Raw genomic sequence first — 20,857 nt, 5'->3', positions numbered from 1 at the left:
CCTCAGAGGACAAACATCAAGGTACGTACGCGCCCTTTTCATGCAGCGATTGCTCGGCGATGGCAAGTTGCTCGACGGCTCCCGCGCCTTCCAGCGCGAGCAGATGCGCGACCAGCGATTCAGAAATCGCCGTGGCCGCCACCAGCGAAGGAAAGAACGACGGGCTTTCGTGCGAAAAGATCAGCACCTTGTCTGCGTTCAACGCGATCGGCGAGACCGCGCTGTCCGTGATCGCGATCAGCTTGCTGCCCTTTTCCAGCGCGGCTTCGGCCACGCGCGCCGCTTCGACTGAATACGGCGCGAAACTGATGACGATGGTCGCGCTATCACGCTCGACCGTGCGCAGTTGCATCTCCAGCGTGCCCGCTTCGCCATTGAGCAGCGACACCGACGAACGGAATAGCCGGTAGCCGTAGACAAGGCCGAACGCCACTGCATAACAGGAGCGAAAGCCTGCAACATGCACATGTGGGGCGCGCCGCAACAGACGCGCCGCTTCCACGATCACGCGGCCGTTATGCGCGGCAGTGACTTCAAGATTGTGTTGTTGCGCGACCAGCAGGTCGTTCGCCAGCGCATCTTTCGATTTGACGAGCGAACGGGCGCGGCTGGTGAGCGGCTCGGGCCGCGTACGCACGCGCGCGACGAACAGGTTGCGCAATTCGTTCCAGCCGGGAAAACCCAATTGCTGCGACAAGCGCACCAGCGAGGCCGGTTGCACCTGCGCCCGTTCGGCCACTTTGCGCATCGACGAGACCGCCACTTCGTCGGGATGATCGAGCAGGAACCCTGCTCCCATCTGGAACTGCGGACTCAGTTCGGAGAAGCGTGTCCGGATCAGGGCGGCGAGCTGGTCGAAACTGTCTGGCATGCGGTGTACCGGGCGAGCGGTCGATAAGGATGACAACAAATGTTACCACCCGGTGCATCGCATCCAACAGAACTTCCAGCGTGATGGCGGCTCGCAAATCCTGCGCACTCCAATTCGCACGTGCTGCCGCTGCAAGCAAAAAAGAAAGCGAACTACCGCACCGCGACTCAGTGAACCGCTCCGACAGAATTCGTCTCGCCTTTTTGTCGTCAAGTACCCCGCTCCCGATGCCCGTGCACAGCTATCGCAATCGCCGCGCTTTCACCATCGTCCAGCGTTTCTGCTGGCAGCCCGCTGACTAATGAAAGGTATGTCTCATAGGCTTGCTCGGACATTCTGCATAGTTGGAGGCAGCCATCATCAAATAGCGGTCGCAGCGGTGCGCTCTCCGAACGCTCTCCAGGCAACCGCCGAACCTCGGCGGCCGTACGCTCTTCCACCCAACACGCGACCCCGATGGCTCGCAGAATAGGACGTTCGCGTCGGAGTTTGATCTTCCCAGCTGGACGGCTGCAAACCAGCGAGTGCGGGACTGGCCTGCAGCGGTTCCCTGTCACCGCGGATTGCCCGTCTCGCGGGTTGTCAGCGGCGACAGTGCGTCGAAGCGGCCCTGCCGCTCTCCATGCCAGGCGGAAATTGCCTCGGCGAGGTCCTGGGTGTCGAATATGGCGCTTTGCAGTAAGGCCATATGTCGCAGAGATTCGGACGTACTATGATCGCGCGCGAAGTTAATCGCAGTCTTGCACCCAGCAACGGCCAGCGGGGACTTCGACGCGATGGTTCGGGCCAGCTCCATCGCGTGTTGGAGCAGCGCCTCGGCATTGGGCGACACGGCATTCACCAGGCCGACTGCCAATGCACGCCCGGCGCTCAACCGCTCACTGGTGTAGGCCATCTGGCGAGCCACGCCGGCGGGAATGATCTTCGGGAGGCGCTGCAGCACACCGAGGTCAGCCGTCATGCCGATCTGAGTTTCCTGCAGTGCGAAGAATGCATCGGTCGTGCAAATTCGAATGTCGCAGGCGACGGCGAGATCGAGGCCTCCGCCGATGCAGCCACCCTGAATTGCGCAGATGACGGGAAACCGGACCTGATCGAGCGTATCGAAGCAATCCATCAGATTTCTCAACGCATGCCGGAAGCCCAGCCGGGCCCGTGGGCTGCTGTTGTCAAACGCATCCGTCGTGTCGGTGAAGACGTCGAGCGCCATGCCGGCCGAAAAATGCTTTCCAGTGGAACTGATGACAAGGGCACGGGTGTCGCCCGCGGCATCGAGCGCCAGCACGGCGTCTCGCAACCCGGTGAAGAAGGCCAGGCCCATCGTATTGAAACGGTCGGGACGGTTCAGCTGGAGATGTGCGATGCCGGATTCGTTGCTGATCTGAAAGTATTCGTTGTGCATGAAAAGCCTCGCGAAGTCTGCCGTGAGTCTGCGGCGATTTTTCCAGTTAGTAGACAATGGACGACTGACGCGATTTGAGTTCCCTCAATCGCCGATAGCTTGCGCCGCCATACCGTGGTCACTCCGACGGGCCTGATGCGGGAAACGGACTATGCCAGTCCATCCAGTCGTATAAGTCGCTATGGTGCGCCCATGCCCAATTCCTTGCCAGAGTAGGATTAATCACCTCGACGACATCGTTCGACGCCGAACCCGCGTCGCTCGGGTCATTCGTGCCGCTTCGGTGATCGATATTTTGGGAATTCGTGTGGTCGTAATACATGGCCAATCTCCTTTGACTGCTTGACGTACACAACTACCGGCGCCAACGGGACGAGACTTGAAGACCTTTATGGGGAGCTTCGACTTCTGACGGCCAGGGTGATCGGGGTACAGTGCGTCGGCCAGGCAGTTGCCTTCAATCGCCGCGCCCTGTTGCCGCGACGTGTGTCGCAACGTGTCGTAATCGACCGTGAGGTCGCAGACCGGCAGCCAGGTCCGGGTAGCGAAAAATAACGTCCATGTCTTCAATGAGCGTTCAAACCTCTCGATTGACGCATTGAGGACCTGTACGCGCTAGAACGTATAGGCAACGTTCAGGAAGACGTTAAGGGGATTGAGTCGGAGCGTCGATCTGGAAACGATCTGCGTTCCCGTTGCGGTCTGCCCGTATAACGTCAGGTGGGTCTTCACCGGAACGTAGCCGAGAGAGGTTCCGACCGACCAGTGTTTTGTAATCGCGTAATTTGCCCCGACCTCGAATACAGGATTCCACGATGAACTGAGTGTCGCACGTGCCGAGCCGCCTGGACCAAGGCTATCAGTGACAAACTGGCTATTGGTTGTCCGAACCTGGGTGAACCACGTATAGTTCACGCCGAGCCCTATGAACGGACGGAATTTCGATTCGGCTGAAAACAGGTGGTATCGAAGTTCAATGGCGGGCGGCATCGGCCTTGTCGTGCCGAGGTTGCCATACTTCTGTAGCGTCCCGTCGCCAATCAGATTCACCTTCATCGGTAGTCCAAAAAGCATGGCGACACCAATGTTGTCCGTGACGTAGTACTCGGTGGTAATTCCCACCGTATCCGTTGAGCTCGCATGCGCTCCGCTACCAGATAGCTGCTGATTCACCGCTACGCCGCCAATGCTTTCCACGGTTAGTGGCGTCGCGTCGCCCTGCGGCGCAATGTGAAGCCATCCTGTCGACAGCGTTATGCTTCCGGCCGACTGCGCATTGGCATTGTCGATAAGCGCGACCGAGCAGATGCAAGCCGCCATACCGACCGAACTGATTGCGCGTTTGTAATTCCTCATGTCTCTTCTCCTGTCGCAATGTCTGGAAATTTTTATGAATCAGTGGTGTTGCCGTTGGATCTGCTCAATTGATTGTTTTCCTCCCTTTCGTATGGCTACCCATGCCGCATCCTTCGATCGACCTGCACTCTAGTTAGCGTGCATCGTCAGACGTTCCGTCTCAGGCGGGAACACGCACCACGCGCCGTCGCGGTGCCGGAAGAAAAAGAATCCAACCGGGCCTGTCGGTAGCAGTAGCTCGATACGAACACAGGGTCTCTGATTCGAGCGCGCGCGGCCGAATCGGGTAACCCGAACCGGCGTCGAAGGAGTCGGCCCGAGCCATTTTTCAACCTGCGAACGCAAGGACCTTTCTGATGCAACACTCATCCTCTTTTCCTCCAACAAATTAGACGTACTAACCTCAAAGCACCGTCAGGCATTTTGAAATGCGGCATCGGGGCGCGCACGGGTGATTAACCTTTAATCCGGGCGCATGACCGAACGCGCCCCTTTGATGTTGTGGCTCGTGTTACGTTGGCCTGCCGCGCGCATCTATCGCTGCCGGGTCTATCACCACCGGTTGCTCTGCCCGTGAGGGCCTCGCGGCAGCCGAGATCGAAAATGCGAACGGAAAGCGCCCGAGAGCGGAAGTCGCCAATGCTTCAAGCGCGGGGTCGGCGAGTTCGACGTGGAGTGAAATCCCGCGCGAGGTGTCATCAATGAGGCTAACGGTTGCATCCTCCACGCCGGCCTCCACGAGTGCCGACCGTAAGGCGTCTGCCGTTTCGCGGCGTTTCAGTGCTGGCTTGAAGATCTTGCCGACGCCCGTCAGCGGCATCGCATCCACGATCCGAATCCCCTTTGGCAGCGCGGCGCGCTCGTTGATCTCGTGACGCAGAAACTCGGCCAATTCCGCCTCGGTTGCGGTTGTACCTGGCTTTAGCTGAACATAGGCGACCGGCAACTCGCCCGCGTGCATATCGGGGCGCCCTACAGCTGCGGCAATCTGGACTGCGGGATGGCGATGCAGTGGTTCTTCGATTGCTGCAGGGTCGATGTTGTGTCCGCCCCGGATAATCAGTTCCTTCTTCCGGCCGGTGAGCCAGAAGTAACCGTCCTGGTCGCAGCGTCCGAGATCTCCGGTATTGAGCCAGCGCCCGCCGTCACCACTTTCCATCCAGATGCCACTATTCTGCTCCGGCCGGGTATAGCCAACGAACACGTTTGGCCCGGAGATAACCAGCTGGCCGACCTCATCCGCAACGCAATCCCGTACATATCGGCCGCTTTCATCGACCACTACTGCTTTCATTGCCTGACCGGGCAGACGAAGACCAATCGAACCGACCCTGCGCTCGCCAAGCGGAGGGTTCACGCTGCTAACGCAGGTACCTTCCGTGAGGCCGTAGCCCTCAAGGATTCTTATTCCTGTACGATCCTGGAAAGTGCGAAGTAATTCGACCGGCATGGGGGCGGCGCCGCACAGGCCATACTCGAGCGAGCTGATATCGTGCTCGCCAACCGGAACGTCCAGCAGCGATCCGTAGAGTGTCGGGACACCGCTGAAGAAGTTGATGCGGTAATGCTCGACAATTTCCCAGAAGCGCTTTACAACGCCCTCGCCCCGATAACCTTGTGGTGTGCCGAGCACGACGTGGGCACCACGCGAGAACGCCAGCAGACCTGTCACCAGCACGGCGTTGACGTGGAAAAGCGGCAGTCCGCAAAAAATCGTTTTCCCCGGACCAATGCTTTCGCCGAAGAATTGAGCCGCGTTCCACGCATTGGCCACCTCGTTGCCGTGCCGTCGAATCGCAATCTTCGGCAGTCCGGTGGTGCCGCCCGTGCAGAAGAAGGACGATACATCATCGATGCTCATTCGACGCGTGCCGCTGAGCGCCACCCCGGACTCCCTCGCGACGGCAGTGCTGAAATCGTGGATGCCAACATGTGTAGGAACGGCACCGTGAATGCCGCCAGGCCCATGCAGTTTTGAACACTCGCCACGTTGAAGCATCCGGGCCGCGAATCCCTTTTCGCCCGGCATGCGGTCGGCCGGATTCACGAGCACGAGATGCTGCAGGCAAGGGACCTTGCGCAGCACCGCTTGCACCTTCTGCCAAAGGTCGGTTCCGGGAAACGGCGCCAGGGTTACGAGCACGCTCGCACCTGAGGCGTTGAGCAGTTCGCCGATGGCTTCGCCCTCAAGCAGCGGATTGATCGCGCAGACAATCCCGGCGGCTTCCCCACCCCAGATCACAAAGTGCGTTTCAGGGAGGTTGGGCAGAACGTATGCGACAACCGAGTCGCGCTGCGCTCCCAGACGGGCAAACATGTTCGCGGTTCGCGTGACATCACGCACGAGTTCACTATACGTCCAGCACTCAGCGTCCCGGTGATCGTCGGCGGTTGCAAAAAACGAAAGTGCGGGTGCCAACGGATTGATGGCCGCCCCACGACAGATCATCTCGTAGGTGCTAGACGGCAGATCCGCTGGCTGCCCTTGCGCCTCGATGGCAAGGACATCGGCCATGTTTGCGATCCCTTTCATTCTGCCTCGTCCACGACGACGTTACGTTGCACGCCCAGATCGATCGACCCGTCGCGGCTCGCGATGCGCGCCTCCACGACGTCGCCCGCTCGCAGGTACTGCGGCCTTTCCTCCTGCATCTTCAGGAAAAAGCGCCACTTTTCCGCTTCAGGCAGTTGCGCCGCGGCGCGCTGCTTTTCGGGCGACGGAATACTCAGTGCACAACCGGCGGGCGTGCCCGTGGCGAGCAGGTCCCCAGCGCACAGGTCGTGTACGCCGGAAAGCTCCGTTAAGGTCTCTGCCGGGCCGTAGACCAGACCCGCAGTGGAGTCATTCTGGCGCACGGTTCCGTTTACCGTCAGCGTCAGCACGAGCTCCCTTAACTTCGGAATATCGTGTTTCTCAAGGAGGCAAAGGTAGGGGCCGACAGGGCCGAATGTGCGATAGCTCTTGCCCTTGTAGAACTGCATCTGCGGAATCTGGATGTCGCGCGCGGAGTAGTCGTTGACGATCACGGCGCCGGCGATGTAGTCATGCAGGTTCCCGTCGGTGACAGTTTCGCGGGACGTGACATCGCGTTTGAGGACAAGACCGAGTTCGATCTCGTAGTCGAGGAACTGCACCTCGTTTGGCTTCACCACAGGCGAGTTGGCCGGAACGATGCAGCTCGTCGCCTTCGTGAAGATCATGTTGAATTTCTTCACATCCGGGTCCATGCCGGACTCGATCATATGTTGGCGGTAATTCGCACCCTGGCAGATGAACTGCTGATTGGCGGTCACGGGCGACAACCATTGCACTTCCGATTCGGAAAGCATCGGCTCGCTCAGCTCGGCCAGCCGTTCAACCGGATTGGCTTCGATAAAGTCCGCGGTCGTCTTGAACTCGCCGGGAACCGGCGTGATGGCGCCGTTAGCGACGACGCCCCACTGGGCGCGACCATGATGCCTGTAATGCAGAACGTGAAGTGCCATTTATAGATCTCCGGATTCTATGGAAGGGGTTGGTTCAGGCGAAAAGCTTTGCCAGCGTCCGCAGCTTGCTCAGCGTCAGGTCGGGGCTGCGGCGCAGGTTTCTAAAGAGCGCCACAATGCTTGCCGGCGTGAATCTGGGCTTCGTGAAGCTGCGCGGCATCGTCGGTCCCCATTGCGCCATTGCTTCGCGGCTCACCGCGTGTACACCCGCCGGAGCATCGGCCGTAAAGAGATCGCCGTCGCAATAGTGCTCATGCTTGTCGCCCCACGGGTCCTGCCAGTAGTCGAAGATCTGGCTGCCCAGGATATGACGGCCAATTCCCCACGCGTGCGTCCAGCCCTTGTCGCGCAGGACGCGCTGGCCCATACCCACCGCGTCGGCGTCGACGACTTCGTAGGCGCTATGGCTGTAGGTGGGCACAAAGCCTTGTGCAAGCGCGAGCGTATGGTGATCGGCCGGCTTGTCGCCGAGATCGAGCCGCATGAACGCGACGACGGGCGAGCCATCGGGAAGTACCTGCACATCGCTCGGGATGAAGCCAAAATGCCGCGTATACCATGCGCAGGTTTCCTGATAGTCGGCGAGTTCGAGCACGACATGTCCGAGCCGGATAACTTCGGGCGCGGACTCGGGCGGTCGCTGCGTCCCGTTAATCCGGACGGCCGCATCCACGGAGTTGAACGGCAATGGCGGCCGATGGGACAGCGTCGAAGCTGGCGCCTGGCCCCATATTGCATCGACGCGAAAGCCCGAAGGGTCGGTCAACCGGACCATATAGCCGCCGCCGGGCAACGGCGAGCGCTCGACCTCAGAGGCGCCAGGCACTTTTGCAAGCGCATCAAGATCGGCCCTGCTGTCGACCCGTAGCCCAAAACCAACGAACCGGGATTTCGGCGCCTTTCGGACGACGTAGCAGAAATGCGAAGCACCCGTTCCCCGCAGCAGGACGAGCGCATCGGTTCGCGATACAGTTCGGAGCCCGAAGTCATTGAGAAATTGCTCGGCTTTCACGAGGTCTGGCCGGTCGAATATCAAATAGGCCAATGCCGACGCTTTCGTCGTGGGATCGGGGTGACGGGACGGCTGTACAGTAGTCAGTTTCATGGCAGAACGGAAATCAAACGGTTCGGATGGCGTGTTCGGCTTCCATAGCCGGCGCGCCGACGGGGTTCGTCAGCAAGGCAAGACTCTCGCGCACGATACGGTTCACGTCGGTGGCCCCACCGTCGTGGACGATCGTCTTGTCGGGCCGGACGACGGCAACCCACCCGACGGGCGCGAGCCCCGGAAGAAATACGCCTTCAAGGTCTTCCCAACTGTCGAGCGGGGCAATATGCAGCCGTTGCCCCCGATGGGTAATCTGGACAACGCGCCCCCCGGCACGCGCAAACGCTGCGGCCGTCGCGTCCTCTAGCACCGCCGCCGCATCCACGCCAAACCCGATCAGCGTGAGACCCTGCCCGAGCACGTCATCGCTCAGACACGTGGTGCCATCGGAGCCTCTCACCCAGCCTTGCGCGATGACCGCGCCACGAACAAGCTTGGTCGACGAGCGGCCCTTGACGAACAGTCCACTGCGAAATGCGTTCTTCGGCTTGATCTGCAGTTCCTCAAATTGCGCGCGCAGGCGCGGCACGAGTCCCGCAAGGCGCATCAACCCATGAGTCAACAGCGCAACTGCGCCACTTCGCGGCATGACGAGCCTACTCATGAATTTTGCGAGGTTGATCATTGCCTTTGCATGGGGGCGCCGCTCCTCGTCATAGGTATCGAGAATCCTTGGGTCGGCACGTCCGTGTACCACCCATGCCAATTTCCAGCAAAGATTGGCGGCGTCCCGAAGGCCTGCTACCAGCCCCTGCCCGACGAATGGAGGCGTGATATGGGCCGCGTCGCCCGCGAGGAACACCCGCCCCTTGCTGAATGCATCGACGGTGCGCGCATGGAAGCGATACACGGCCTTGCGCTCGATGATCATCTCTTCGACCTTGCCCCATGGCGAGAGCAACTCCCGGATGCGTGTCTCGGATTCCATTTCCTCGCGTCGCTCGCCAGGCTGCAGCATGAATTCCCAGCGTTCACGGTGGCCAGGCGCGACCATATGCGGGATTGGCCGACGGTGATCGCAAATGAATTCGATGTGATCGATCGGACGTGGTACGTAGCGGGCATCGACGATCAACCAGTCCTCGGCGAACGTCTTACCTTTGAATTCCTGGCCGATGAGCTGCCTCACCAGCGAACTCGCCCCGTCCGCGCCGATCAGATAGCGGGCCCGGACCCGATGAGTGCGCCCGTGCCCGAGGTCCAGCGACGCGAGCACATGGTCCCGTTCCTCCGTGAAGCCGTTCAGGCTGACACCCAGCGCAATATGCGCACAGTCATATGTCTCGAGCCGGGCGCGCAGGCACCGCTCGAGATCTGGCTGGTAGAACGTGACGAGCTTCGGATGGCCATCCAGGCTGCCCAGCGAATTCACGCTGCCGAACAGGCCCAGCATGGGCGACCTCATTCGCACGTACGGTATGGCGATCGTCTCGAAATCGCGCTCGCCGACGCCCGCAAGCTGAAGGATGCGCAGCGCCTCGTTATCCAGTGCGATTGCACGGGGCGCCATGAATACTTCACGCGACTTGTCTACAACCATCACGTTCACACCGTGCCGTGCCAGCAGATTGGCAGTCGCCGCACCGACTGGGCCACACCCGACTATCAGCACCTCTACTGCCTCGGGCAGGTCACGCGTCGACGGCTGAACCGGGTCCTGCAGGCCGGACGGCCCGGTGGTGTTTATTGCTCCTCTCTCCACTGTCACTCCATCTGTCTATTTGTTTGTCGGGCGTCAACCATGCGCCTTAGTGACATTAAAGTCATTACTGATAATTTTGTCAATAGAGACATATCAATCTATACTTGGATATGAGCAAAGACTGGAACTCGTCATGGCGAACTCTTTGAACCGCCCCGCGCCCAAGCGCTCCACTCGTGCGGCCCCCGTTTCTCCGGTCGCTGTTCCCGAGGAGCGCGAGCCGCGCGGAGCGCGCCGCAAGCGCGAGACGCGCGCCCGCCTGCTCGACGCTGCCCTCCGCCTAATGGCGGAAAAGGGCATGGAGGGCGTGGCGATCAACGAAATCACTGAGGCCGCCGATGTGGGCTTCGGCTCGTTCTATAACCACTTCGAGTCGAAAGAAGCCGTCTACGCGACGCTCGTCGACAACGTGTTCGAGGAATTCGCCGACATGCTCGATCGCCTTACCGCGGGCCTGTCCGACCCGGCTGAAGTGATCGCCGTCTCGGTGCGCCACACCCTGATGCGTGCGCGGCGCGATCCCGTATGGGGACGCTTCCTGATACGCGAAGGGTTTTCGGCGAGCATCCTGAACCGCGGGCTGGGCCAGCGGTTATTGCGGGATATCGGAAACGGCATCGCCGCCAAGCGCTTTGTTGTCGCCGACCCTTTCATCGGCTTTCTTTCGGTGGGCGGTACGGTGCTTGCGGCAATTGCGGCCGAGCTGAATTTTGTCGCGCCGGGGGCACCGGCGGCAGACCTGCTCGACGAACTCGGCTTCAGCGGAGAGCACTTCGCCGAGCGCACGGCAGCAACGCTTCTACAAACGCTCGGGCTCAAGCGCACAGAGGCGGAGAAGATTGCAATGCGAGCGTTGCCACTGGTCGAGGCAGAAGTCGACGCGCAATGAGGCGGGTGAAGTCAAGACGCGTTATGGACCGGGGTCATACTGGTTCGCCCGACGGCTTACTCTCTATCTCGCATAACAAACTGGTCTGGGTTGACTTGGCACCGGCAGATTCACCCGATGGAGAGCGACCCGGTTCATCGCGACGCTCTCGCCGACCTACGGAAACAAGGTCATTCTCTTGACGTCACGTGCGGCTGATCGGCAGGCAATTCGCCCATCGTCTGGAAGAGTGCGGCGGTATCGCTCATGCGCTGGCTCCCGGCGCGCGCGGCGCCAAGCTGTGCGTTGAGAAACCGCTGCTCGCTAGCGTGCTGCGCCGTTGACGGCAGGGAACCCAGGCGGGCGCGCGACGCCGTTTCGTCGAATGCCGCATGGGCTGCCTGTGCCGCTCTTTCGGCAGATGCCAGCGTCTGCGCGTCATTGTCCAGTGCGGCAAGCGAATCCGCGACATCCTGGAATGCCGACAGAACTGTCGACTTGTAGTGCAGAACCGTCGCATCGTAGGTATCAATCGAGGCCCTGCGTTGCGCGAACAACGCCCCACCATGGAAGAGCGGCTGGGACAGGCCCGCACCAATCGCCCAGAGCCCGCCTGCACCTGAGAGCATCGCGGGCCAGCTAAAGCCCCCGCGACCCATCGAGGCGGTCAGTGACAGGCTCGGAAAGAGTTGCGCGGTCGCAGCGCCAACGTCGGCCGCGGCGGCCTTCACGGCGGCATCGGCTGCCTGAATATCCGGACGCGAACGCAGCAGGTCCGACGGCACGACGACGGGCACATGGTCAGGCAACGACAGACTGTCGAGGTCCGGAACGGCCGGTGCGTCATCCGGCGTACGGCCCATCAATACCGCCAACGCATGGACGGCTGTGGCGCGCTGCTGGCGCACGGCCGGAAGACTCGCCGCGATCGAATCTGCATCTTGCGTCGAGTTGAGCGCCTGCACGTGCGAAATGGACCCGAGCGCGTACCGTTGCCGATCCTCGTTTGCAGTTTCGCTCGCCACGGCGACGAGCCGTTCGGTGAGCGTGATCTGGCGATCGAGCGCCGCCACATTGATCGCCGTGCCGACGATGTTGGCGGCAAGCGCGCGCCGGGCCGCTTCCAGCTCGTACCCCTGCACGTTAACGCGAGCGGCGGCCGCCGCGTTGGCATAGCGCGTCGCGCCAAAGAGATCGAACGTGTAGTGCGCCTGAATCTGACCGGCGAAGAAGTTATAGCGTACCTCGGTGGGGCCGATGCCGGGCACGACCGGTGAACGCGCACGCTCGACCTGGGCGGCAGCGTCGACTGAAGGCAGCGTGGACGAACCGACCTGCGCGCGCAATTCCTCTTGCGCGGCAGAGAGCGTCCGCTGCGTAGCCGCAAGCGTCGGACTGTTGCGCAGGCCTTCCTCGACGAGCGCATCGAGCGCGTCGGACCGGTAAAGCCGCCACCATTGAGGAGCGGCCGCCGAGCCGATATCGAACTGCTGCGCAACGCCATCCGCCACGACAGTCCTGGACGGCTGCGCCTGCACGCCATAATGCGTGGGCGAAGGCATCGCCGGGGGCTCGCCACCAGGACCGAACGAGCAGGCCGTCAGCGCGAGCGCCGTAGCCACGGCGAGAACGGACGTCTTATAGGCAAGGTTCATGATCAAATCTCCGTACGCTCAACGACGACCTGTTGCATCCCGCGCTCATCGCGCCGGATCCTGAAACACGTCGCGTAGAGTGCCGGCAGGAAAAAAATGGTCAGTACCGTGGCGATCGTGATACCACCCATTAGCGCGGTCGCCATGGGCCCGAAGAACGCTGAGCGCAGGAGCGGAATCAAGGCGAGCACGGCGGCGGCGGCCGTCAGCATGATCGGCCTGAAACGCCTCACCGTTGCACCGATAATCGCGTCGAAGCGCGCGTGCCCCGCCACGATGTCCTGATCGATCTGGTCGACGAGAATCACGGAGTTGCGCATGATGATGCCGAACATGGCAATCACGCCTAGCAACGCGACGAAACCAAAGGGCTTGCCGAACAGGAGCAGCGCGGCCACGACGCCGATCAGCCCGAGCGGCGCTGTCAGCACGACCATAAACGTCCGCGAGAAGCTCTTCAGCTGGATCATGAGCAGCGTCAGCACAGCGATGATCATGAGCGGCATCTCGGCGTTGATCGAGGTTTGGCCTTTCACGCTTTCTTCGACGGAGCCGCCCACCTCGATGCGGTAGCCGACCGGCAGCGTGGCTTTTTGCTCCGCGAGCGCGTGCTCGATATCGCGAGTCACATCGATGCCCTGCGCGTTGCCCCGAATGTCGGCCTGCACTGTGATCGTCGGCTGCCGGTCGCGCTGCCAGATCACGCCGTACTCGAGCGTGTCTCGAACGTGTCCGAGGGAACCGAGCGGTACCGGGCCGTTCGGCGTCGGAATCGCGAGGCTCGTGAGCTTCGCCGGATCGACACGCTCGCTCGCCGGCGCACGCAGATCGACGTTGATCAGCTTGTCCCGCACACGAAACTGCGTGACCGTGTACCCCGAGAGCGTCATGGCCAGGAAGTTCGATACGTCCTCAGACGTGACGCCAAGCTGGTGCGCCCTGTTCTGGTCGATCTCGAACGAGATCGACCGTTCCGCCGGCTCGTCCCAGTCGAACTGCACATCGCGCGTGCGGGAATCGGCGCGGACCTTGTCGGCGACCTTATCAGCAATCGAGCGCACGGTCGCAATATCGTTGCCACTCACGCGGAACTTGATCGGGAAACCCACGGGCGGACCGTTCTCGAGCCGCGCGACACGCGTGCGCGCGCCGGAAAACTCTCTCCCGAGTTTGGCATCGAGCCAGTGCATCAACTCGTCGCGGTTTTCGACGCTTTTGGCCGTGATCACGAATTGAGCGAAGTTTGGCTGCTGAAGCTGCTGGTCGAGCGGAAGGTAAAAGCGCGGTGCACCGGTACCCACAAAGTCGACGAAGTGCTCGATCCCGGGCTTGCCGTCGAGCACCCTTTCCAGGCGCTTCGCCTCACGTAACGTCGCCTCGAACGAGGCGCCTTCCGGCAGCCGCAGGTCGACGAGCAGCTCAGGCCGTTCCGAGTTCGGGAAGAACTGTTGCGGCACGCGCGTGAAGGCCGCCATCGCGATGGCGAAGAGTACGGCAGTGACGCCAAGCACGGCCCAGCGACGCTCGATACACCATGTGACCCATCCCGAAAGGCGCTTGTAGAAGCCGGTGTTGTAAACATCGTGCTCGTGGTGGTGCCCGCCACTTTCGTGGCCCTTGCGCTCGGGCAGCATGTGGTAGCCCAGCAACGGGACCAGCACGACAGCAGCGAACCACGAAACGATCAGCGAAATGGCCGACACTTCGAAGATCGAGCGCGTATATTCGCCTGTGCTCGATTTCGCGAGCGCGATCGGCAGGAAGCCCGAGACCGTGACGAGGGTGCCCGTCAGCATCGGGAACGCCGTGCTTGTGTACGCGAAGGCCGCTGCGCGCGTGCGGCTCCAGCCCTGTTCGAGTTTCACGGCCATCATTTCGACGGCAATGATCGCGTCGTCGACGAGCAGCCCCAGCGCGAGCACGAGCGTGCCGAGCGAAACCTTGTCCAGCCCGATATTGAACACATGCATGCACAGCGTCGTCACGGCCAGCACGATCGGAATCGTGATCACAACGATCATGCCGGTGCGCAGGCCGAGCGAAACCAGGCTCACGACCAGCACGATCGCTACCGCTTCGCCGACCGACCTGACGAACTCATCCACCGAGTGCTTGACCGCGTGCGGCATGCTCGATATGGGAGTCAGCTTGAGCCCCGCCGGCAGGGTCGCCTGGAGTTCGGAGGCTTTTGCGTCGAGCGCCTTGCCGAGGCTGATCACGTCGCCACCCTTTTGCATTGTGACGCCGATGCCGAGAACCGCCTGCCCCCCGACGCGCATCTGGGTGACGGGCGGATCGTCGTAGCCGCGGGTGATCTTTGCGATGTCCCCGAGCCGGAATGTGCGTTTGTTCACGGTGAGAAGCGTGTCGGCGAGCGCCTGCACGTCCTTGAAAGCGCCGCTCGGTCGCACGAACACCCGGTCGTCCGCCGTCGCAATTGTGCCGGCCGGCGCCACGGTATTTTGTGCGTCGATTGCCTGGGCGAGTTGCTGCGGCGTGATGGAGAGCCGCGTCAACTCCGCATTCGATATTTCGACGAAGATGTGCTGGTCCGGGTCGCCAAAGTAGTCGACCTTTGCGACGCCGGGCACGCGCAGCAGGACCGTGCGCAACTGATCTGCGTAGTCGTGCAGTTGCGCCGGCGTAAAGCCGTCGCCTTCGAGCGCATAGATGTTCGTGTAGACGTCACCGAACTCGTCGTTGAAAAACGGTCCAACCGTCCCCTTGGGCAGCGTCGCCGCGACGTCGCCCACTTTCTTGCGCACCTGGTACCAGGTCTCAGGGACCTCCTTGACCGGGGCCGAGTCCTTCATCGCGAAGAAGATCATCGATTCGCCGGGCCGCGAGTAGCTCTTGATGTTGTCGACGTACGGCGCGGCCTGCAACTGACGGCCGATCCGGTCCGTGATCTGTTCCTGCACCTCGCGGGCAGTCGCGCCCGGCCAGTAAGTCTTGACCACCATGGTCCGGAACGTGAACGGCGGGTCCTCCGACTGGGCAAGCTGCGTATAACCGATCACGCCGAACAGGGTCGCAAGCCCGATCAGAAAGATGACGAGCTGCTGATGGCGCAACGCCCAGGCGGAGAGATTGAAACCGCCTTCGCCATGTGCTTCGGCGTCGGACGGGGTGACGGGCGCGCTGTCGCGCGCGGTTTCAGGGTCGCGGGCGTTCATGACGAAAAATCCTCAGGATGCAGCGGGGCCACGACTTGCACGTGCTGGTTTGCGCTCACTGCGTGAACGCCTTGCATCACGACACGGTCGCCGTCGTGCAGGCCGCCGGTGACCGAGACCGTGCGTTCGTCGTAGCGCGCGATGCTGACAGGGCGCAGTTCGAGGGTGTCGCTGCCGGCGCGCACCACCCACACCGCTGGATCCTCGCCTTTGTGAAAGAGCGCCGTCACAGGCAGCGCGAACGGACGCGCCGCGGCCGCATCGCCGACGGCATCGAACACAACATTGGCCGTCATGCCGAGGCGAACTTCGGGGCTCGGCGCAGCCAGCGTAAGCTTCACGCGCCAGGTGCGGCTTTGCGGGTCGGCGGCGGGCGATACCTCGCGCACGCGCGCCTCGAAGGTCTTGCCGGGCAGCGCGGACAGGCTCACGCTCGCCTTGCTGCCGACGGTCAATGCGCCAAGTGTCCGTTCGGGCGCGTCACAGACGATATCCACGTCCCCCGTCCAGTCGAGGTGATAGACGGCTTGAGCTGCCTGAACGTTCTGGCCGGTGTCGGCGTCCTCCGACGTGATGACTCCGTCGTGGTCTGCCGTGAGCGCGGCGTAACGCAGGTGATCGGTGGCGAGCGCCATTTGGGCAAGGGCCGAATCGCGCTGCGCGAGCGCCGTGGCGTAGGCGTCCTGGGTCTGCTCCATCTGCGCTGGTGCAATCAGGTTTGCCTGCGCCTGAGCTCTATCCCGATCGAGCTGCTGTTTGGCGTACACGAGGCGATGTCCAGCGGCGTCTAACTGCGCGCGCGCATTGACAAGGTTATTGCGCAGATCGGTAGGGTCGAGCAGCGCAACGGTCTGTCCCGCCTTGACGGTATCACCGAGGTGAACGTTCCTTTCGGTGACATTGCCTCCTACCCTGAACGAAAGGGGCGTGGAGTACCGCGCTTCGACCTGGGCCGGCAACGAGGCGATGGCCGCGCGCCCATCGGGATGAATCGCGAGAGCGACAACAGGTTTGAGCTCCGGGGGAGCCGTTTCGCGCTGGTGGCACGCCGAGAGCAGGATTGCGCCGCAAGCCGCGATGAGAAGCCGTCCTCGGAGGGATGGCCGGGTGGCGGCCGACAGGAAGGGACGCGCAAGCGTCTGCGCGTTAAGACCGGAAAGTTTCACGATGTTCACAAGGCAGGTGATGGTCCACTAATAAAAATTGGCGAGGCATCGGAAGACACAGTGCGTCTGGCAGCATGCTTTGTCATGTGCGCTAGCGCTCGATTTGGCATGCCCATAATTTAGTATTCCTACTCGCCTCTTATGCTACAAACCGCTTGCAACTCTTCATACTTCGTCATCGCACGCGACACACTCCCACGAAACAGCTAAAGAACGAGCGTAAAACAGGTCCTCGCCCCGAGCGCGGCGCTGGTGGACGTGGACGGCAGTGGACGACTCGTCTTCAGCGCTACAACGCCCGGTTCCGGACAACGTCGCTACTCAATTCGTCTGTCGATGCTGTCACTGATCCTCCCACGACAGTGACATTAGACCCATAACTGATACTATTGTCAATCATGACGATTAAATCTACGATATGACAATAGAGAAATTTGGAGCCGTGATGCCTGATACCCCGAACTCCCGCGCACCCCGGCAGCGCACGCAGAAGTTGCCAGCTCCGGCTCAGGCGACCGAAGGGCGCCAGCCGCGCGGCACCCGCCGCAAGTGCGAGACCCGCACCCGCCTGCTCGACGCCGCGCTCAGGCTGATGGCTGAAAGAGGAACGGATTCCGTGGCTATTAACGACATTACCGAGGCCGCAGACGTCGGTTTTGGCTCCTTCTATAACCACTTCAAGTCGAAGGAAGGGATCTTTGCCGCGCTCGTCGAGTGGGTGTTCGAGGAATTCGCAGATACGCTTGATCACCTCGCCGGCGGACTGTCTGACCCGGCCGAAGTGGTCGCCGTGTCAGTGCGCCATACGTTGATGCGCGCTCGCCGCGAGCCGGTGTGGGGACAACTCCTGATCCGCGAGGGTTTTTCGGTGCATGCGCTTAGCTGGGGTCTCGGCCAACGACTGCTGCGCGATAGTCAAAGAGGCATTTCCGCAAAACGCTTTGTCGCCCCGGATCATTTCATGTGCATCGTTTCGGTTACGGGCATCATCTTCGCGGCGATCGCCGCTGAACTGCACTTTGCCGCCTCGGTCACACCAGCGATCCCACGGCAGAAGGCATCTGGACTCGGTGAACAAAACTTTGCGGAGCGCGTTGCGACGGTCGTGCTACAGGCACTTGGACTCAAGCGCGCGGAGGCGGAGCGAATTGCGCAGCTGCCGTTACCCACTGGTAAGCCGGAAGTCAGGGTCTATCGAGCAAAACCGCGCGTCCGCTGATCGGGTGGACAATTTCCAGCCTCAGGCCACAGCTTGACGAACGCCAGCTCCCTGAAGCCACCGCTCGCAAGCGCTTCGCAAGCAGACCGCCAATCTGGGCGGTCTTTTTTTGGCGTCGCTATATAAAAAAACGGCGATGCGACGACCGTCCTATCCCGAACGCTGAGAGGAAAAGCTCATTCGTCGACTCAACCGTCGCGCCTAGGACAACATTGATTGCGAACTCAGGACAAGTTTCGTTTGCAAGTCACAAGTGTTTCAACGGGTGTCTAGAGAAGCGCGACCACCCGCACGTCGCCCTGCTCGGCCGCCGACGCGACCACCTTGTCGCCGATCCGCCGGAACGTGATCGACACCGACGAATCCCCCACCTTCAGGTCGCCGACTTCGAGCCAGTCGATGCCCTCGGGCAGCATGGGCTGCTCGATGACCACCTCGCGCCGGGTCGCATCGATCGTGATGCCCAGACACGCTTCGAGCATCATGAACGGCGAGCCCGCCGCCCAGGCTTGCGGCAGACAGGCGACCGGATAGGCGGTGGGCGGCTCGCCGCGCCGCCGCGGGAACCCGCAGAACAGCTCGGGCAGGCGCATGTCGAAATTGACCGCCGCCTGGAACAGCGCCTGCAGTAGCCTCACGGCCGCCGCCTTGCCGCCGTATTGCGACAGGCCGCGTGCGCAGAGCGCGTTGTCGTGCGGCCAGACCGAGCCGTTGTGATACGCCATCGGGTTGAAGCGCGCCTGGCTCGCGGCCAGCGTCCGCACGCCCCAGCCGGTGTGGAACAGCGTCGAGTCGAGCGCACGCACCACCGCTTCGCCGCGCTCGCGCGAGGGAAGACCGAAGGCCAGCAAATGGCCCGCATTCGATGCCATCACGCGGCACAGTTCGCCATGACCGTCGAGCGCGATGCCATAGAAGCCGGACTCTTCCATCCAGTACTTTTCTTCGACGCACTGACGGATTTTCTTCGCACGTTCGCTGTATTGCTTGGCCGGTTCGTGCAGGCCGCGCAGCTTGGCGAAGTGAGCCATTGTGTCGAATGCCGCGCTCGCATACGCCTGCACTTCGACGAGTGCGATAGGACCGTCGGGGAAGCGGCCATCGGCGTGGAAGACCGAATCGTGGCTGTCCTTCCAGCCTTGATTGGCGAGACCGCCATCGGACTCGCGCTGATAGTCCAGCAGACCGTAACGGTTCTTGTCGCAGACGCCCGAGACCCACTGCGCCGCGCGCTCCAACGCCGGCCACAACTCGTCGATCAGGGCGATGTCCCCCGTGCGTTCAGCATAGGCGCCAGCCAGCACGATGAAGAGCGGGGTGCTGTCGACGCCGCCGTAGTACAGCGCGAACGGCACTTCGCCGGTGGCGGCCATTTCACCCTTGCGCATCTCGTGCATGATCTTGCCGGGCGCGGCGTCACGAAACGGCGAATTGTCGCGCGCCTGATGTTCGGCGAGAAAGCGCAGCACGCCCGCGGCCAGATTCGGTTGCAGCCACAGCGTCTGCAACGACGTGATGATCGCATCGCGGCCGAACGGTGTTGAAAACCACGGGATGCCGGCGTAGGGATACGGCCCCGTGGCGAGATCGGTAGTCAGCAGCCCCAGGTCGGCAAGCGAGCGGTCGATCCACGCGTTGAAGAGCGGATTGCTCGAACGCACACGCGCGGTGACGCGGCGCCGTTCACGCATCACCAGGTGGGCGTCGACCAGTGCGGCGCGCACCGCAGCGCGGCCGACGCGCGGCCGCTCTGCATCGATTTGTGACAGATGGGCTTCGCTCACCGCGTGCGTGGGTTGCGAGACGCCCGCAGCGGGCTTGTCGGCTTGCGCAACCACTTGCACCGAGACTGACAGATAGATCGACACGCACGCTTGCGCCGGCAGCTTGACGGTGTAGTCCGCGCGATCGGCGAAGAGCTTGTCCGGCTCCGGCGAGAAGGCGATCTGCACATTGCGCGCCACGTCATCGAGACCGATATAGCCGAGCAGCACCTCGCGATTTTCGACGCGCGCCGGCTCGACACGGCCCTGTTTGTCGCGCTTGAGGCCGCGCACTTCGAACATGTCGCGGAAGTCGCTCGCAAAGGAGATGGACAGCGGCACGACCGCGTCGCTAGTACCGTAGTTGGTGAGTTCGATGGCTTCGTTGAGCACGGTGCCCGAGAGCACGCGCACCCGTTCGACGTGGATCACGCCTTCCGGTGTGCTGTCGCCGCCGAGCGGCGGCAGGGGACGATTGGTCAGATGCGCGGTGAACGAGGTGTTGTCGCTGCTGACGCTGCCTGACAGCAACGAGGGTGCGCGGCCGCCGAAGGTTAGGCGTAGTTGCGAGAGGACGCGGGTGTCGTTGACGAACAGGCCGTCGTCGTGGCCGGTGATATCGCCGAGGGGGTCGTTGACGATGAAGGTGTCGCCAGACTTCAGCACGTGCTGGGTAGCGCTCGCGACGTTGAGGTTTTCTGTCGGGATGAATGCGCCGTCCGGCTCGGGTTCGCGGTGGTCGATTCCGCCCGAGTGGGACAGGCCGCCGAGGGCTTCTGGCTGCTGCATCAGGGTCACTCCTATGGGGTTCGCTTTTCGCTTTCGCGTTGACTTTCGGTTTCGGTTGGCACTGGGTGCCGGTTGGTCGCTTTCGATTGTAGAGGGTCTGTTTGCGTCAGACGAACTTATCACATGGGAGTTTCGGTTTTTGTTTTTTGGCACGGGACATGCAGGCACGGGTTTGTTTTTTGCCTGCGCGGCGCCTTTGATTGCGCCCTTACGGCGTTGGCCTTTCCTTGATCTGTTGGCCTGCACGGCGCTTCTTGGCTGTGCCCTCACGGCGTTGGCCTTTCCTTGATTTGATA

General features: G+C 61.9%; 14 protein-coding genes. 2 read left to right on the top strand and 12 right to left on the bottom strand.

Going from position 1 to position 20,857, the window contains the following annotated elements:
- Positions 1–16 precede the first annotated feature (16 nt).
- The 8 genes from GNZ12_RS19940 to GNZ12_RS19905 all read right to left on the bottom strand — a co-directional run bounded on the left by GNZ12_RS19940 (position 17) and on the right by GNZ12_RS19905 (position 9,910).
- On the bottom strand, positions 17–871 hold the full coding sequence (locus GNZ12_RS19940) for a MurR/RpiR family transcriptional regulator (protein WP_172312831.1): 855 nt from the start codon (positions 869–871) through the stop codon (positions 17–19).
- Positions 872–1,424: 553 nt separating this feature from the next.
- Positions 1,425–2,273, bottom strand: coding sequence for an enoyl-CoA hydratase-related protein (locus tag GNZ12_RS19935; RefSeq protein ID WP_172312829.1), 849 nt, complete (start codon positions 2,271–2,273; stop codon positions 1,425–1,427).
- Between the two features lie 118 nt (positions 2,274–2,391).
- Positions 2,392–2,595 (bottom strand): hypothetical protein, encoded by a 204-nt coding sequence (locus GNZ12_RS19930; RefSeq protein WP_172312827.1) that lies wholly within the window; start codon positions 2,593–2,595, stop codon positions 2,392–2,394.
- Between the two features lie 293 nt (positions 2,596–2,888).
- The gene (locus GNZ12_RS19925) at positions 2,889–3,629 is read right to left on the bottom strand and encodes an OmpW/AlkL family protein (protein WP_172312825.1); all 741 of its coding nucleotides are present in this window, start codon (positions 3,627–3,629) and stop codon (positions 2,889–2,891) included.
- A 511-nt stretch (positions 3,630–4,140) separates the two neighbouring features.
- Positions 4,141–6,162, bottom strand: a complete 2,022-nt coding sequence (locus GNZ12_RS19920) for an acyl-CoA synthetase (RefSeq protein WP_172312823.1) — start codon at positions 6,160–6,162, stop codon at positions 4,141–4,143.
- A complete protein-coding gene (locus tag GNZ12_RS19915) occupies positions 6,159–7,115 on the bottom strand; it encodes a fumarylacetoacetate hydrolase family protein (protein ID WP_172312821.1) in 957 nt (318 codons plus the stop codon). The genes GNZ12_RS19920 and GNZ12_RS19915 overlap by 4 nt, the downstream gene beginning before the upstream one ends.
- Positions 7,116–7,149: 34 nt before the next feature.
- Entirely contained in the window at positions 7,150–8,220 is a 1,071-nt protein-coding gene (locus tag GNZ12_RS19910; RefSeq protein WP_172312819.1) for a VOC family protein, read from the bottom strand.
- A gap of 13 nt (positions 8,221–8,233) precedes the next feature.
- Positions 8,234–9,910: a bifunctional 3-(3-hydroxy-phenyl)propionate/3-hydroxycinnamic acid hydroxylase gene (locus GNZ12_RS19905; RefSeq protein ID WP_172312943.1), complete on the bottom strand. Its 1,677-nt coding sequence runs from the start codon at positions 9,908–9,910 to the stop codon at positions 8,234–8,236.
- Between the two features lie 148 nt (positions 9,911–10,058).
- Between GNZ12_RS19905 and GNZ12_RS19900 the strand changes: the two genes are divergently transcribed.
- On the top strand, positions 10,059–10,814 hold the full coding sequence (locus tag GNZ12_RS19900; RefSeq protein ID WP_172312817.1) for a TetR/AcrR family transcriptional regulator: 756 nt from the start codon (positions 10,059–10,061) through the stop codon (positions 10,812–10,814).
- Positions 10,815–10,984: 170 nt separating this feature from the next.
- Here the strand turns inward: GNZ12_RS19900 and GNZ12_RS19895 are convergent, their stop codons facing one another.
- The 3 genes from GNZ12_RS19895 to GNZ12_RS19885 are packed head-to-tail and all read right to left on the bottom strand — an operon-like array spanning position 10,985 to position 16,745.
- Positions 10,985–12,448, bottom strand: coding sequence for an efflux transporter outer membrane subunit (locus GNZ12_RS19895; protein WP_172312815.1), 1,464 nt, complete (start codon positions 12,446–12,448; stop codon positions 10,985–10,987).
- A gap of 2 nt (positions 12,449–12,450) precedes the next feature.
- Positions 12,451–15,624, bottom strand: a complete 3,174-nt coding sequence (locus tag GNZ12_RS19890) for an efflux RND transporter permease subunit (RefSeq protein WP_172312813.1) — start codon at positions 15,622–15,624, stop codon at positions 12,451–12,453.
- Complete coding sequence (locus tag GNZ12_RS19885) at positions 15,621–16,745, bottom strand: efflux RND transporter periplasmic adaptor subunit (protein ID WP_216673289.1); 1,125 nt, start codon at positions 16,743–16,745, stop codon at positions 15,621–15,623. The genes GNZ12_RS19890 and GNZ12_RS19885 overlap by 4 nt, the downstream gene beginning before the upstream one ends.
- A gap of 490 nt (positions 16,746–17,235) precedes the next feature.
- Here GNZ12_RS19885 and GNZ12_RS19880 point away from each other — a divergent pair, with 490 nt between their 5' ends.
- On the top strand, positions 17,236–18,009 hold the full coding sequence (locus tag GNZ12_RS19880; protein WP_172312809.1) for a TetR/AcrR family transcriptional regulator: 774 nt from the start codon (positions 17,236–17,238) through the stop codon (positions 18,007–18,009).
- A 269-nt stretch (positions 18,010–18,278) separates the two neighbouring features.
- Here the strand turns inward: GNZ12_RS19880 and GNZ12_RS19875 are convergent, their stop codons facing one another.
- Positions 18,279–20,561 (bottom strand): amylo-alpha-1,6-glucosidase, encoded by a 2,283-nt coding sequence (locus GNZ12_RS19875; protein WP_172312807.1) that lies wholly within the window; start codon positions 20,559–20,561, stop codon positions 18,279–18,281.
- Positions 20,562–20,857: the final 296 nt, after the last annotated feature.

Origin of the sequence: Paraburkholderia solitsugae (genome assembly GCF_013177695.1) — a bacterium.
GTDB lineage: Bacteria > Pseudomonadota > Gammaproteobacteria > Burkholderiales > Burkholderiaceae > Paraburkholderia > Paraburkholderia solitsugae.
The sequence above is the reverse complement of the archived record's forward strand: the minus strand, read 5'-3'. Positions and strand labels throughout refer to the sequence as shown.